The organism is Chryseobacterium sp. GW821-FHT04C04, assembly GCF_059420365.1.
Genome location: NZ_JBWKTO010000002.1, coordinates 751,337 through 765,450 on the forward strand (window position 1 = coordinate 751,337; position 14,114 = coordinate 765,450).

Below are 14,114 nucleotides of genomic sequence, written 5' to 3' on the forward strand. Positions count from 1 at the left end.
TTATTTTCCTCAAATTTAACATTTGAGTTAAAAAATCAAAAAAATAAGACACCCATTTTTTTGATTTTCCCAATGTTAATTTTTTTTTAAATTACGATATTCACAATACGGTGATGAACCACAATGATTTTTTTAGGGGTTTTACCTTCCAAAATATCTTGCATTTTCTCATTTGAAATCACCAAATCTTCCACTTCTTTGGCAGATAATTGAGCTGAAAGCGAAATTTTGAACTTCATTTTGCCATTTACGCTTACCGGATACTCAATTTCATCCTCAACCAGATAATCTTCATTCAATATAGGGAACTTTTCAAATTCAATAGATGTATCGTGTCCTAATAAACTCCATAGTTCTTCACAGATATGAGGAGCATAAGGAGAAATGATAACGGCTAACGGCTCTAAAATATTGCGCTTGTTGCATTTTATTTTCTGAAGCTCATTTACTGCAATCATAAATGATGAAACAGAGGTATTGAAAGAGAAGTTTTCAATATCATATACTACCTTCTTTATTAAGGTATGCAACACTTTGTATTCTGCTTTTGTAGGTTCTTCGTCTGAAACTTCAAAGGTTTCTCCATTGAAATATAAGTTCCAGAATTTCTTAAGGAAACCATATACTCCACTTAACCCCTGCGTATTCCAAGGCTTGGATTGTTCTAAAGGACCTAAGAACATTTCATACAATCTTAAACCGTCTGCTCCATATTCTTCGCAGATAACATCAGGATTGACAACATTGTATTTTGACTTGGACATTTTCTCTACTTCACGGTCTGTGATGTATTTCCCATCTTCCAGGATAAATTCAGCATCCGCATAATCAGGTCTCCATGCTTTGAAGGCTTCAGTATCCAATTCGTCAGAAGTTCCTTTTAATAAAGATACGTCAACGTGAACAGGCATTAAAAACCACTTTAAAGACTCGAAGTCAACTTGTATTTCTTCAATATCTGGATATTTCAGCCTAAATTTATCTGCAATTACAGTCTTTATATTTTTAACCTGATTAACGATTTCTAAATCATTTTCTAAATCGTAACCTTCGTCGATTTTAAACTTATCAATATGCTTTTTAGAAATAAAAATTGGAGTTCCATTTATAACTTCCTGATAATATTGCTTAAACTCGTCTGAATCATATTTCTGTTTGTTAGAATCAAAAACTGTAACAGTTAAAAAGTTTCTATATACAAATGCACTCATCCCTAAAATCATCCCCTGGTTGATCAATTTCTGGAATGGTTCATCATGATTGATGTATCCTCTATCTTTTAGGAACATGTTCCAGAAACGGGAATACAATAAGTGACCTGTTGCATGTTCGCTTCCTCCTATATATAAGTCTACCTGTCCCCAATAGTCTGAAAGATCTTTAGCACAGAACTCTCCATCATTTTGCGGATCCATATATCTAAGGAAATACCATGAGCTTCCAGCCCAACCCGGCATTGTAGATAATTCTAAAGGGAAAATTGTTTTATCGTCAATAAGGTCTGTAGCTACCACTTTCTGATTCGCTTCATCCCATGCAAATTCTTTTGCATTTCCTAGTGGCGGATCTCCATCTTCTGTCGGTAAATATTTTTCAACTTCAGGAAGCTCCAGCGGTAAAGCAGAAGTCGGCAGCGTGTAAGGCATCCCATCCTTATAATATATAGGAACAGGTTCTCCCCAGTAACGCTGTCTTGAGAAAATAGCATCACGTTGTCTATAGTTGGTTGTTCCATGACCGATTCCTTTCGTTTCGATCTCTGAAATCATTTTTGTTTTCGCTTCATTATAATGCAGTCCGTTTAAGAAATCAGAGTTTACACAAACGGAATCTTTGGAATCAAAAGATTTTTCCTGAACATCTTCTTCAGTTTCTACAACCTTTTTAATTTCCAGATTAAATTTCTTTGCAAACCTGTGGTCACGCTCATCATGTGCAGGAACAGCCATTACAGCTCCTGTTCCATATCCCATCAATACGTAGTCTGAAATATAGATTGGCATTTTCTCATTGCTGAACGGATTGACAGCATAACTTCCGGTGAAAGCCCCACTCACGTTTTTCACGTCAGACATTCTGTCTCTTTCCGTTTTTTTGGAAGTTTCTTCAATATAAGTATCTACTTCTACTTTTTGAGCATCTGTAGTAATCGTTTCTACTAAAGGATTTTCAGGAGCTAACACCATAAAGGTAGCCCCAAAGATGGTATCAGGTCTCGTTGTAAATACCTCAACAACCTCATCATGACCTTCTACCTGGAACTGAACTTGTGCACCCTGAGATTTTCCGATCCAGTATTCCTGAGAATCTTTCAAAGGCTGTGGCCAGTCTAAAGTATTCAATCCTTGTAATAGTCTTTCGGAGTAAGCAGAGATTCTCATACTCCACTGCATCATTTTTTTCTGGAAAACCGGGAATCCTCCTCTTTCAGATTTACCATCCTTCACCTCATCATTGGCCAATACTGTTCCTAGTGCAGGACACCAGTTCACAGTTGTTTCAGCTCTGTAAGAAAGACGATAGTTCAATAAGATGTCTTCTTTATCAATATCAGAAGCATCTTTCCATTCTTCAGCGGTAAAATTTAATTCATCGTTCTGATTGGCATTTAATCCTTCTGTTCCCTTTTCTTCAAAATGTTTGATAAGCGAATCTATAGATTCTGCCTTATCAGTATCTTTATTATACCAAGAGTGGTACAACTGGATAAAAATCCATTGTGTCCATTTATAATAGGAAGCGTCTGAAGTTCTTACTTCTCTGCTCCAATCGAATGAAAATCCGATTTTTTTTAACTGCTCTTCGTACCTGTTAATATTTTCTTCTGTAGTGATTGCCGGATGCTGTCCTGTCTGGATCGCATACTGCTCAGCAGGGAGTCCAAAGCTGTCATATCCTACCGGGTGAAGTACATTAAACCCCTGGTGTCTCTTATATCTCGCATAGATATCCGATGCAATATATCCGAGCGGGTGACCTACGTGAAGTCCTGCCCCTGATGGATACGGAAACATATCGAGTACATAAAACTTTGGTTTATCTGTGTTATTAGAGGTTTTATAGGTTTGATTTTCCTCCCAGTATTTCTGCCACTTTTTTTCTATCTGCTGATGATCGTAAAACACTTTATATAGATGTTATATGTTAGACTTTAAAATTTTGAATTATTTTCTCTTTTTAACAAGATTCACAAAAATAATGATTTTAAAGTAAATAGAAATTTAATTTATGATGAATTGCAATTCTAGGCTCAACAAAAAAATCCCATCCGGAGATGAGATCTATTTTTATATCGTGAAGTATACTATTATTGGCTAACTCTTTTGAACGTATAAGTTCTTGTCTGGAATATAGTAGGGTCCTGAGTTTCCTCTCTTACAGCAAGATTAAGCGTTGTATTATCCAAAGTAATAATTTTTGCGTTTACCGGCTCTACTATCCCTTGAATTTTCATTTGAACGTCTTTCCCTTCCTTATTGTAGGTATAGTTGAATTTTATATCCGAAAGAATAGCGCACTGACCAGGTGTAGCAGTATCTCCCCAGTTTGTTTTCGCTCCTTTGGAGTCAACGCTGAACCACCATCTTGTTTGTTTCTGACAATCAGTATAAGTAATCGTGTTAGAAACCGGGTCTTCACCAACCTCTACAGTAGTAACTACTTCTTTCAATGGCTGCCATGTCCCAACTAGAGGTGCTTCCAGAACAGTATCATTATTACTACTACATCCTGTAGCGGCAAATAATGACAAACCTGCAAATAGTAATGCTAATTTCTTCATAGATCAATTTTTTCAAGCGCTAAAATTATAATTTTTTTGATTTATATTACTATTTTTTATGAAAAATTATTTTATCGACGTTTATTTATATATATTTTAAAACACCCGGACCTCATTTTCCCTTTATTTAACAAATAATGAATACATGAGCACCATTCATTTTATTAAAAAAGTTATTTTTGCAGGAAACAAAATACAAATGCAGGATATAACGAAAAACAATTTTGACTTTATACGTGTTCTCCTCGCCTTTATTGTCTTTCTGGGACATCTTGGTACACTCAGCGCATCTCCTGATCTCAAGATTTTTGAACACAGCCCTATTGAAATTGCCGTTTTCGGTTTCTTTGCTGTGAGCGGATTTCTTATTGCAAGGAGCTACGACAGGTCTTCAAGCCTGAAAAGTTATTTAAAAAAGAGAATCAAGAGAATTGTTCCCGCTTACTTATTGGTTATTTTTTTATGTGCGATTTTATTAAGTTTGGTAAGTACGTATTCTTTCACCGAATATTTCAGTAATACACAAGTTTACAAATACCTTTTTTGGAATTCATTATTTTTAAATTTTAAAGCACCCTGGCTTCCCGGAGTTTTTGGAAACCAAGCAGTGAATGGTGCACTATGGACGCTCAAAATAGAAATGTGTTACTATTTCTCTGTTCCTTTGTTGTTTTTGCTTTTCGGAAAGAATAATAAATACAGAAATATAAGTTTGGCTATTCTATACTTTTTATCACTTATTTATCTCAATTATTTTGAATCTTTAAATAAAATTTCACTCGCCAAACAGCTTCCTGGAACATTATCTTATTTTATCCCTGGAATGCTGATTTACTTTAATTTTGATAAATTCATCAAACATAAAAATATAATTTTCATCATTGCTCTCGCCACTGTGTGGATTGATTTGTATTTAAAAATTCAGCTTTTTTCTCCAATGATGATCGGTGTTATTGTAATGTATATTGCCTATTCATTCAAATTTTTAAATAATTTTGGGAAATATGGTGATTTCACATACGGAATCTACATTTTCCACTTTCCTATTATCAGAACTTTTCAGACTTTAGGATTGTTCGAAGATTACAATCCATTTGTAATGGCTTTGGTATGTATGTTGGTGGTTATTGCGGTAGGGGTAAGCTCCTGGCATCTTTATGAAAAAAGATTTTTATAATTTTGCAGATTACAAAACATAAATGAAAGATCTCATCTCCATCATCACTCCTTGTTATAATTCAGCGGAATTCATCGAGGAAACCATACAGTCTGTTCTTAACCAAACCTACGAAAACTGGGAGTGGCTGATCACTGATGACCTTTCCAAAGACAATACTGTCGAAATCATTAAAAAATATAATGACCCCAGAATAAAACTGCAGGTACTGGAGAAAAATGGCGGTGCCGGAAATGCAAGAAACAATAGCCTGGAAAGAGCTCAGGGAAGATATATCGCTTTTCTGGATTCTGATGATTATTGGTATCCTGAATATCTGGAAACAATGACGGATTATATGCAAGACCATCACGCAGAACTTGTCTACTGCAATTATTCCAGATGTAATGAGCAGCTCCAGCCTATCCTAAAAGATTTTCTGGCTGATAAGGTGGTTACTTTTTCTAATCTGCTAAAGACCTGCCGTCTGGCTCCGGTTTCCACAATGTATGACACAAAAAGAGTTGGAAAGTTTCTGTTCCCAGTAAAAAGTAAGCGTGAAGACCACGTGATGTGGCTTAATCTTTTAAAAGTAATTCCGGAAGGGATGCCTATTAATAAAACACTGGCAAAATACAGAATGCGCGAAAACAGTGTTTCCAGAAATAAAAAAAACATCATCAAAGATCAATATCTTGTTTATAAAGACTTCATGGGATTTTCAACTGTAAAATCATTATACTATACGGCTAATTGGGCGCTGAATGGATTTATGAAGTATTCTAAAATTTTCAATTAATGGAGTATTCAAAAGAGTTCAAAGCCGCTCTGAGCGCTTTTTCCGGTTCCGATAAAGACAAACTTATTTTCAGACTCCTGAGAAAGGATAAATTATTGTCTAAAAAACTGTATTTCGAGCTTATCGATCCGGAAACCACCGATGATAAGAGAAATGCCATGGAAGAAATTATAGAGGAAAAGGTTCTTTTAGCATCAAAATACACCGGAAACGCCCCTTACTTCCTGACCATCATCCGAAAGATCAGTGCAGAAATCACTGAACACATCAAAATTACTACTGATAAATTTGGAGAAGTTTCACTGAACCTTCTTCTTATCAATAAAATTTTGGATAATAACAGTGATCTCAGCAGACAAAGATTTGACAATGTTTACAAACTTTATATTTACATTATCAATAAAGTATTCAAATCTTTAACTCTTATTAGAAAACTGGATGAGGATTACTGGATAGAAATTGATGAATACCTGCGTGATACTCAGAATAAAATCTCAGACAACCATTATCTTCAAAAACTCTGTATTAATAATGGTCTCGACTTCAATTGGTTTGAATGCGAAAAAATTCCTGAAAATATAGATCAGATTATGAAAGAAATTAAAAACCAAGGGTTCTTAAGATAAAATTTTCTGAAGAATCATCTGGGTAGAATTAGGTTTTTCATCTACGAATTTCCCGGCATTTTGAGACATTTCTGCAAGTTCTTCTCTATTCTCTTCATTCAAGAGAAATAAAACGAATTCTGAGGCTGTATATTCGTCTGGAAAAGATTTCCCGCCATTCGCGGAGATAAGATCATCAGCTTCCGGGTTCTTTCTGTAATGATTTCCAAAGATCACAGGAACACGAAAGGTTGCTGCTTCCAGAATATTATGAAGGCCTCCCTCATGAAACCCTCCTCCCACAACGGCTACATCTGCATAGGAATATAGTTTTGACAATAACCCGATACTGTCTATGATCAGAATTTGAGAGTTAGCAACTGATGGCTGGACATTTTTTATTTCGCTGTATAATAAAGCATTTGGAAAGGTATTTTTTAAGTGCTCTACTCTTTTCAGATCATGTGGTGCCATAATGAGTTTCACCGTATTGTTTTTACGCGAAACTATCTCAGCTATTTTCTCCTCTGCCTGCCATGAACTTCCAAAAATAACGGTTTTATTCTCTCCTTTGAAACTTGTAATAAAGTCTACATGATTATCCCGCTCGCGAAGTTGTTTTACTCTATCAAATCTTGTATCTCCCGTTACGGAAGACTTCACCAACCCTACACTTTTTGCCAAAGCCAATGAGAACTGGGTCTGATGAAAAAACCAATCCACATTTTTCTGAAGCTGTTTTACAAACCATTTTCCATAAGAGGTAAAGAAGGATTGTCTTTCATAGAACAACGCAGAAATAACATAGATCTTTGTTCCTTTATTTTTCAGTGCTGAAAGCAGATTATACCAGTAATCATATTTAACCGTAAAAAATAGTTCGGTATTAAATTGTGATACAAATTCTTTTACACTGCTTTTTTTATCAAAAGGCAGATAACAGATCACGTCTGCAATATGTCGCTTTTTTACGACGTTTTCATACCCGGATGGAGAAAAAAAGGTCACCAGGACTTTGTACTGGGGAAAATTCTCTTTAAGCTTTTCCAAAACGGGTAATCCCTGCTCATACTCTCCTAAACTGGCTGCATGCATCCAGATTACTTTATCTGTTTTTGAAAATACAGATTTTACTTTATTTAAAGACTGCTTCCTTCCTTCAACGCCTTTTTTAGTTTTATCATTAATCAACGCGAAAGCTTTCATTCCGAAAGTAAGGAGGCTGATAAATATATTGTATAGGAAAGCCATTTTTAATTATTCTTTAATTTCAATTCTATCCTGATCTGTAGGTGGATTGGATATGACTAAAAACTCAATTTCTTCGGTGGATTCATTGGATATAAAATGCCTTGACCCTGGTGCAAGGGAAATAGATTCACCCTGTTTAACCCAAAATTTCTCTTCATTGATATACAAGACGGCTTCTCCTTTCAGAATATAAAAAAACTGTTCTGCTGCCTGATGAAAGTGCAATTTTTCTGAAGTTCCCGCAGGCATCTTTTCCTGCTTTACAGATAAGTTTTGGGTATTTTTCAAAATCCAGCTGTCACAATTATCTCCCCAAATATAATGCTCTGAATTGTCTTTGGAATGTATCATTTAAATAGATTGATAATGACCAACATTACAGGTAAAAATGCAATAACGCTTAAAATGGTAGTAGCAATCGAAATTTTCGGTTTAGCATTTTCATCGGAAGCGCGTCTGATCATATAATCCTGATTGTTTATAAAGATCAGCATAAGGAATGCAAATAGAACCCTCATAAAGATCTTCATGATTAAAAACTGGGCGTGTCTGTTCTGGTCTGTAATTTCTACCGGAAAATTCGTACCCTCAGGATGTCTTGTAGCAAAGGTAAAAACAACATACAGTACTGCAGCCAATAATGGCATTAAAAAAGCATAGATTTTTCCTCCGAACCTGTCCGGTTTTCCGTCCAAATCCATATGAACAGGAATTCTCTTCGGCAAAGTATTATAATTCCTGATGGTAAACCACCACAGAAAAACGACCCATCCAAAATTAAAAATATCAAAAATTGTAAAGAGAATATTTTCCATTTCAGATCAGATTTGTTGAAAATTAAATTACGCTTTTAAGCACTCTCAATTTATGAGTATGCTTATTCATTTCTTTATTGAAAATCCCTGTAGAATCCAAGGTGTCAATTCTCACTTTTCCGGAAGCATGGATGATTTTTTGATTCTCCAGCATAATTCCTACGTGAATTATTTTCCCATCTGCATTTTCAAAGAAAGCAAGATCTCCGGGCTGTGTCTCTTCTATAAAAGTAAGAGGTTCTCCCACCTCAGCCTGTTGAGAAGCATCTCTGGGAATTTTAATATTGTGAATTTTATAGACCAATTGGGTAAAACCTGAGCAGTCTACTGCAAAAAAGCTTTTGCCTCCCCACAGATAAGGTACATTAAGGAATTCTTTTGCAGCCAAGGCGATACTTTCCCGTACATCATGACTTCTTCTGGAAGCCACCACTGGAAATTCCACTTCTGATCCCATAGACAGTAACGTTTTCCCATCGTTCATCAGTACGGAAGAAAAATCTTCAGTAACGACAGTAACTTTCCTTCTGGCCAGATCTTCATCTGTTACGGGTTTTAATTGTTTGGTATCCATCCATCCTTCATAGCCATCGTAATGCATCTTGATTTTGGTCCAGTTTTTATCTACTTCCAAAATATCTGCACTTTCTCCGAACAATATTTCCGTAACAATTTCAGCTCTGTCAGAATTTTCTGCACGAACCGGCGCTACTGTAACAATACAAATTCCTTTATTCATTAACTCTCAATTTTAAGATTGAATAATTTAAAGATTAAAAATACAATCTCTACACTCTTTAAATGTTTAATCTTTGGATATTTTAATTACTTTCTGCGAAGAAAGTTGACTCCATCTCGCAAAGGTAAAATAAGATTTTCAAAATCTTCGTCTTTTGCCGCTAAATCATTTAATTCCTGGATAGACTGGGTAGATTTCAACTTTGGATTTTCTTCCAGTACTTTTCCGTACCACAGAACATTATCAAAAAGAACTACAGTTCCTGACTTCGTATGGGGTTTGATCAGTCTAAAATATTCAGCATAGTTTTCTTTATCTGCATCTACAAAAATCAGGTCAAAAAACTCATCTGTTTCTTTTAAAAACTCTTTAGCATCCTGAAGTTTGAAATCAATCTGATCCGCATATTCGCTTGCCTCGAAATATTTTTTCGGCAGATAGGCAAGATCTTCATTCACATCCAACGTTGTAATTTTTCCGTCTCTTGCCAGCCCTGAAGCCAGGCATAATGTGGCATATCCTGTAAATGTTCCTATCTCCAGGATATTTTTCGGCTGCATCATTTGGGAAATCATCGTTAGCAGTCTTCCCTGCTGGTATCCCGAAATCATATGCGGCTGTGTTGTTTTTTGATACGTTTCTCTTCTCAGTTTTTTCAGAATTTCGGATTCCGAAGAAGCGTGTGCTTCTAAATATCTGTCCATTTCAGGATTCTTTTCTTCAAAAAAACTCATACAACTTTAATTTAAACAAATTTAAGGATTTTAAAACTTCTTTTTTAAAATTTTCCGTTTCTACCAGAACATAAGATACAAAAAAAGAGAGAAATGAATCCCTCTTTTTTACTGCATATATTTCAACGTAGATGATATCTCTAATAGGCTACACAATACTCTCCTTTAGAAGCACAAACCCATCCTGGACAGCAGTCTGAGGTTTTTTGACAAATTATTTGTGGATTACACCATAAATCAGCTCCCTGTACAGTTTTCATTTCTCCTCTTGAAAGTCTTTTTAAATTTTTCATAATTGTTTTAGTTTAGTATTAATTCCTACTCTTAAGATTTTCGGATTACTCTATATTATTTCCTTTTACAGAGATTTAAATATACACATTTTATTATAAACCAAATGATTATATACCGTACAATTTATTTATCCACAAAATAATTTTCACTTTTTCAGGGAAATACCCATATAAAATACCGGGAAAACACGGATTTTATTTTTGTGGTATTAATGATAAGTTTGCAATACGAATAACGGGTAAAAACACTAAGAGAAAACAAGATGGTTGCAGGAGAGACACAAACTAACCATGAGAATCGCAAAAAAGTTGTACCGAAAGGTAGAACAGATTCTTCTGCAGCAAAAACTAAGACAGAAATATCCACTTCATTTTTGCAACGAATTATTTCTCTCTTGAAAAAAGAAGAATTAATTTGATTAAAAAGTAAATCCCGGCCACCTTCGGGATTTATTTTTTTTAAATGAAGAGTTAGTTCTACTCAGGTCACATCAGGGAGTCTACCTGATTGTCAGATTAACAATCTATCCCACGCAGGGATCAATCTTTTACCAACATCCATTCAAAAGAACTTTATCAAGTTCGTCCGATAAATTTTTATCAAATTTTACATTTTACGCATCTACAAAGCAGTTTTAATGATCTTTAGATAGGCTGTTATTTGTAGGTTATTACCTCATCCCATCTTCATATTTAATTTTAAAGGTTAAAATCCCTGCATAAAAACAGGATAAACACTTATTCTAAAGCACTCACATAATTCTACATTTGATCTAAGTTTTCCAACCATGAAATACTCACAAAAAGGAGGAACCCGAAAATCCTAAAACAGAGTAGGGATATTTTTAAAAACAACCACATGAAAACAAAGACTTTATTTTTAATTGGAGCAATAGTGGGACTTGTTATTATATTTTCCCAGCTAAAACCTCAGGAGATGTCTTTTTATAAAGAAAAAGGTAATTACATCGTAGACAACAATTACATCATTAAAGATGTCAAAAAAATCTCTGATGAAGACATGAAAAATTTATTAAGCCTGCAAAAACTTCATCAGAATGGTTTGGGTACTAATTTTATTGTATACAAAATCAACAGACAGTACATCATCCGCGGATGCTTGATAAAAGCCAATATTGACTGGAAAAAATATGGTGATCTAAGAGCTAAAGTAGATGGTATCCTAAAAAAATACGGAGCTAAAGAATTGGGAACAGATTATTACGCTATTCAAAACAATCAAGTTGCTACCAACGCTGCATTGTTGAGCCAGAAAGACATTGCCTCCTTAAGTAAATTAACGATAAGAGGTGCTGAAGAATATACGATATGCCCGCCAACTATGGGTAGAAAGAACCTTACCAATGTGATCATAAAATCTATTAAAGCCAATACAGCTATTGATCCCAGAATCAATGTAAAACTGAATAATGTATTGGTTAATTACAAATAACAGCAAAAGGCTGTTTTCATTCTGAAGACAGCCTTTTCTTAAATCTTTTGCCATGAAAAGAAAGCTTCAGTTATCCGGGATTTTTATTGTTTTATTACTGGTCTTTACGATCGGTTTGAAGGGAACGTTTGATGGCTACTTTGGTTTTTATTATGAAAACAAAAATTATGAAAAACCCTTAGCGTACAAAATTTCAGAAAACATTGCCCAGTCAAAGCCCGTCAATATGTTTGCATCTTATACCGGTTTTGATACAGGCTATGGCTTTTATGCACCCAATGTTGCCAGTGATTTTGTCATGAGTTTTGAACTGAAAGATAACAGTGGGAATATTCTGGAACAAAAAACGATGCCTTATTTTAAAAGTAAGGAAAGCAGAGTGAGATACACGACAGTCTTTAATATGTTTCTTGATAAAATTTCTGATAAAAACAAGTACGACAGCAAGTATTATCAATATCTGGACATCATTATCCGGCAGATTGCTTCGCATGTCATGAAAGAGAATCCAAAAGCCACCAGCGTTACTACAAAACTTTATCTGTACGACTATCCTACTATTGCAGATTTCAGACAGGGAAAGACGAATGAAAATTTAATTCTTATTGATGAATTTAAACTTTAAAGCGATGAAAAAACTGAATGCATTTTACACAAAAGTTGAAAATTTCTTTTTCAAACAGGATAATCAAACAGAATTTTTAAGTTTCTTCAGAATTGCAATAGGACTTATTATTCTCTTACAATTCATTGCAGTGATACCTGATTTTGAAAAATTATTTTCTAGCAGCAGTGTCATTCCACAAGATATCATGAGTGTTTTCACTCCGGATTGGCTCATTACATTTTCAAAATTTGTCAACTTTTTGCAGACTTTCGGTATTGAAGAAAGCACAACAATTATGATGACCAAAGTATCATTTATTATGTTGTGTATTTTTGTTATCACCGGATTTTATTCCGGAATTTCGGCTCTGCTATTACTGATACTGCAGATTGCATTACTCAAGGGAAGTTCCTTCTTTGCATATGGTGCAGACTTTTTCACGAGTATGTCCTTATTTTATCTGATCCTTTTTCCTTCCGACTCCCATTTTTCACTCAGAAACTTTATTTTCAGCAAAAAAACTGGAAATATCAATATTACTCCGGTAAAAAGGTTATTTCAGATTCATATTTCTATTGCTTATTTCTTTTCAGGACTGGACAAAGCTTTAGGTTTCAACTGGTGGAACGGCGAATCTATCTGGAAAGCCATCCATCTGCCTTACTCCAACAGGGATCTGAATATTGATTTTAGCTGGCTTATAGAACATTCTTATATTTTAAGTTTCATCGGATGGAGTACTATTGTGATTGAGATGTGCTATCCGTTTTTCATATGGTACAAACCCACTCAGAAGACATGGCTTTTCCTAACGGTTTCTATGCATATAGGAATTGCATTGGTTCTCAACTTATATTATTTTTCAGCGATTATGATTGTATGGAATATCACCAATTTTTATTTTGAACAACCCATTAAAAAGGCAGCCCGCTCTTCAAAGAAAAAAATATCTGTCCATTATATTCCGAAACAATTAGGTTCATAAAAAAAATCCCGAATAGCTTCGGGATTTATTATGATGTATGGTTGAGTGATTATTTCTTAGGAGTGATATCCATCAGTTTCATAAACTCATCAAGCTTAGGCATGATGATGATTTCTGTTCTTCTGTTTTCAGATCTTCCTGAAACACTCATATTGGTCGCTTTCGGATTGTATTCTGAACGACCGCCAGCAGTAATTCTCGCAGGATCTACTCCAAACTGAGTCTGAAGAATTTTAGCAACAGAAGTACCTCTTAAAGCAGAAAGATCCCAGTTGTCTCTCGGAAGATTTGGAGAATTCAGCGGAGCATTATCTGTATTACCTTCGATCAATACTGAATATTTATCATAATCATTGATTACTTTAGCTACTTTACCCAGCACTTCCTGAGCAGCAGGCAAAATGTTGTAATCTCCCGTTTTGTACAGCATTTTATCTGAAAGAGAGATCATTACTACCCCTTTCAATACTTTCACCTGTACATCCTGATCAGACATATTATCTAAAGATCTCTTCAGTTTGTTAGATAATGCAAGGTTCAAGCTGTCGTTTTTAGCATTGCTTGATATCAACTGTTTGATATAAGAGTTGGAAGCATTGATTTCACCTACAAGTTTATCAATGTTAGCAGAACTTTTTCCGGTATTAGAAAGACATGCGTCAAGTGATGATTTCAAAGCATCATGCTGACTTTTCAACAAATTGTTTTCCCCTGTCAAGGCAGAGTTTTGAGATTTCAAATCCTGAATTTCTCTTTGTCTTTCTCCAATATTCTCAATACACTGTTTATAGTTAATGCTCAAAGCATCATATTGTTTCTTGCTGACACAAGAAGTCATTCCCAGCGCCATTGCAGAAACTGCCAAAACTTTTAAAATCTTCATAAATAATCATTTT

The 14,114-nt window shown here is 34.9% G+C and carries 15 protein-coding genes; 6 read left to right on the forward strand and 9 right to left on the reverse strand.

The genetic code is table 11. The features are described 5' to 3' along the window. Nucleotides 1-86: 86 nt before the first annotated feature. Together AC07UM_RS09555 and AC07UM_RS09560 are read right to left on the reverse strand one after the other, a co-directional pair. A complete protein-coding gene (locus AC07UM_RS09555) occupies nucleotides 87-3,125 on the reverse strand; it encodes a leucine--tRNA ligase (RefSeq protein ID WP_494682230.1) in 3,039 nt (1,012 codons plus the stop codon). 182 nt (nucleotides 3,126-3,307) lie between these two features. After that, nucleotides 3,308-3,781, reverse strand: a complete 474-nt coding sequence (locus tag AC07UM_RS09560) for a lipocalin family protein (protein WP_494682231.1) — start codon at nucleotides 3,779-3,781, stop codon at nucleotides 3,308-3,310. Between the two features lie 145 nt (nucleotides 3,782-3,926). Between AC07UM_RS09560 and AC07UM_RS09565 the strand changes: the two genes are divergently transcribed. From AC07UM_RS09565 to AC07UM_RS09575, 3 genes are read left to right on the forward strand one after another with little or no spacing between them, the layout of a single operon-like run. Beyond that, nucleotides 3,927-4,958: an acyltransferase family protein gene (locus AC07UM_RS09565; RefSeq protein ID WP_494682232.1), complete on the forward strand. Its 1,032-nt coding sequence runs from the start codon at nucleotides 3,927-3,929 to the stop codon at nucleotides 4,956-4,958. A 22-nt stretch (nucleotides 4,959-4,980) separates the two neighbouring features. Further along, entirely contained in the window at nucleotides 4,981-5,736 is a 756-nt protein-coding gene (locus AC07UM_RS09570) for a glycosyltransferase family 2 protein (RefSeq protein WP_494682233.1), read from the forward strand. Then, nucleotides 5,736-6,362, forward strand: a complete 627-nt coding sequence (locus AC07UM_RS09575; RefSeq protein ID WP_494682234.1) for a deoxyuridine 5'-triphosphate nucleotidohydrolase — start codon at nucleotides 5,736-5,738, stop codon at nucleotides 6,360-6,362. Before AC07UM_RS09570 ends, AC07UM_RS09575 begins: the two co-directional genes overlap by 1 nt. Here the strand turns inward: AC07UM_RS09575 and AC07UM_RS09580 are convergent. The 6 genes from AC07UM_RS09580 to AC07UM_RS09605 all read right to left on the reverse strand — a co-directional run bounded on the left by AC07UM_RS09580 (nucleotide 6,354) and on the right by AC07UM_RS09605 (nucleotide 10,173). Next, the gene (locus AC07UM_RS09580) at nucleotides 6,354-7,592 is read right to left on the reverse strand and encodes a 3-deoxy-D-manno-octulosonic acid transferase (RefSeq protein ID WP_494682235.1); all 1,239 of its coding nucleotides are present in this window, start codon (nucleotides 7,590-7,592) and stop codon (nucleotides 6,354-6,356) included. The two genes, AC07UM_RS09575 and AC07UM_RS09580, sit on opposite strands and share 9 nt — an antisense overlap. A gap of 6 nt (nucleotides 7,593-7,598) precedes the next feature. Next, entirely contained in the window at nucleotides 7,599-7,943 is a 345-nt protein-coding gene (locus AC07UM_RS09585; protein ID WP_494682236.1) for a cupin domain-containing protein, read from the reverse strand. Further along, entirely contained in the window at nucleotides 7,940-8,407 is a 468-nt protein-coding gene (locus tag AC07UM_RS09590) for a DUF1648 domain-containing protein (RefSeq protein ID WP_494682237.1), read from the reverse strand. Before AC07UM_RS09590 ends, AC07UM_RS09585 begins: the two co-directional genes overlap by 4 nt. Nucleotides 8,408-8,429: 22 nt before the next feature. Further along, nucleotides 8,430-9,146, reverse strand: coding sequence for a C40 family peptidase (locus AC07UM_RS09595; RefSeq protein ID WP_124536534.1), 717 nt, complete (start codon nucleotides 9,144-9,146; stop codon nucleotides 8,430-8,432). Between the two features lie 86 nt (nucleotides 9,147-9,232). After that, nucleotides 9,233-9,880: an O-methyltransferase gene (locus AC07UM_RS09600; RefSeq protein ID WP_494682238.1), complete on the reverse strand. Its 648-nt coding sequence runs from the start codon at nucleotides 9,878-9,880 to the stop codon at nucleotides 9,233-9,235. Nucleotides 9,881-10,020: 140 nt separating this feature from the next. Continuing rightward, entirely contained in the window at nucleotides 10,021-10,173 is a 153-nt protein-coding gene (locus tag AC07UM_RS09605; RefSeq protein ID WP_494682239.1) for a CCPGW family putative bacteriocin, read from the reverse strand. Between the two features lie 859 nt (nucleotides 10,174-11,032). Here AC07UM_RS09605 and AC07UM_RS09610 point away from each other — a divergent pair. From AC07UM_RS09610 to AC07UM_RS09620, 3 genes are read left to right on the forward strand one after another with little or no spacing between them, the layout of a single operon-like run. Further along, nucleotides 11,033-11,626 carry a hypothetical protein gene (locus AC07UM_RS09610; RefSeq protein WP_494682240.1) on the forward strand — a complete coding sequence of 198 codons (594 nt, stop codon included), beginning with the start codon at nucleotides 11,033-11,035 and terminating at the stop codon, nucleotides 11,624-11,626. A gap of 52 nt (nucleotides 11,627-11,678) precedes the next feature. Then, on the forward strand, nucleotides 11,679-12,251 hold the full coding sequence (locus tag AC07UM_RS09615; RefSeq protein WP_494682241.1) for a hypothetical protein: 573 nt from the start codon (nucleotides 11,679-11,681) through the stop codon (nucleotides 12,249-12,251). 4 nt (nucleotides 12,252-12,255) lie between these two features. Continuing rightward, on the forward strand, nucleotides 12,256-13,218 hold the full coding sequence (locus AC07UM_RS09620; protein WP_494682242.1) for an HTTM domain-containing protein: 963 nt from the start codon (nucleotides 12,256-12,258) through the stop codon (nucleotides 13,216-13,218). Between the two features lie 49 nt (nucleotides 13,219-13,267). Here the strand turns inward: AC07UM_RS09620 and AC07UM_RS09625 are convergent, their stop codons facing one another. Further along, on the reverse strand, nucleotides 13,268-14,101 hold the full coding sequence (locus AC07UM_RS09625; RefSeq protein ID WP_494682243.1) for an OmpA family protein: 834 nt from the start codon (nucleotides 14,099-14,101) through the stop codon (nucleotides 13,268-13,270). Nucleotides 14,102-14,114: the final 13 nt, after the last annotated feature.

Bases quoted from the DNA above. Each gene is read 5' to 3' on its own strand.
- AC07UM_RS09560 (WP_494682231.1), bottom strand. From the start codon at position 3,781: ATGAAGAAATTAGCATTACTATTTGCAGGTTTGTCATTATTTGCCGCT.
- AC07UM_RS09565 (WP_494682232.1), top strand. From the start codon at position 3,927: ATGAGCACCATTCATTTTATTAAAAAAGTTATTTTTGCAGGAAACAAA.
- AC07UM_RS09570 (WP_494682233.1), top strand. From the start codon at position 4,981: ATGAAAGATCTCATCTCCATCATCACTCCTTGTTATAATTCAGCGGAA.
- AC07UM_RS09575 (WP_494682234.1), top strand. From the start codon at position 5,736: ATGGAGTATTCAAAAGAGTTCAAAGCCGCTCTGAGCGCTTTTTCCGGT.
- AC07UM_RS09580 (WP_494682235.1), bottom strand. From the start codon at position 7,592: ATGGCTTTCCTATACAATATATTTATCAGCCTCCTTACTTTCGGAATG.
- AC07UM_RS09585 (WP_494682236.1), bottom strand. From the start codon at position 7,943: ATGATACATTCCAAAGACAATTCAGAGCATTATATTTGGGGAGATAAT.
- AC07UM_RS09590 (WP_494682237.1), bottom strand. From the start codon at position 8,407: ATGGAAAATATTCTCTTTACAATTTTTGATATTTTTAATTTTGGATGG.
- AC07UM_RS09595 (WP_124536534.1), bottom strand. From the start codon at position 9,146: ATGAATAAAGGAATTTGTATTGTTACAGTAGCGCCGGTTCGTGCAGAA.
- AC07UM_RS09600 (WP_494682238.1), bottom strand. From the start codon at position 9,880: ATGAGTTTTTTTGAAGAAAAGAATCCTGAAATGGACAGATATTTAGAA.
- AC07UM_RS09605 (WP_494682239.1), bottom strand. From the start codon at position 10,173: ATGAAAAATTTAAAAAGACTTTCAAGAGGAGAAATGAAAACTGTACAG.
- AC07UM_RS09610 (WP_494682240.1), top strand. From the start codon at position 11,033: ATGAAAACAAAGACTTTATTTTTAATTGGAGCAATAGTGGGACTTGTT.
- AC07UM_RS09615 (WP_494682241.1), top strand. From the start codon at position 11,679: ATGAAAAGAAAGCTTCAGTTATCCGGGATTTTTATTGTTTTATTACTG.
- AC07UM_RS09620 (WP_494682242.1), top strand. From the start codon at position 12,256: ATGAAAAAACTGAATGCATTTTACACAAAAGTTGAAAATTTCTTTTTC.
- AC07UM_RS09625 (WP_494682243.1), bottom strand. From the start codon at position 14,101: ATGAAGATTTTAAAAGTTTTGGCAGTTTCTGCAATGGCGCTGGGAATG.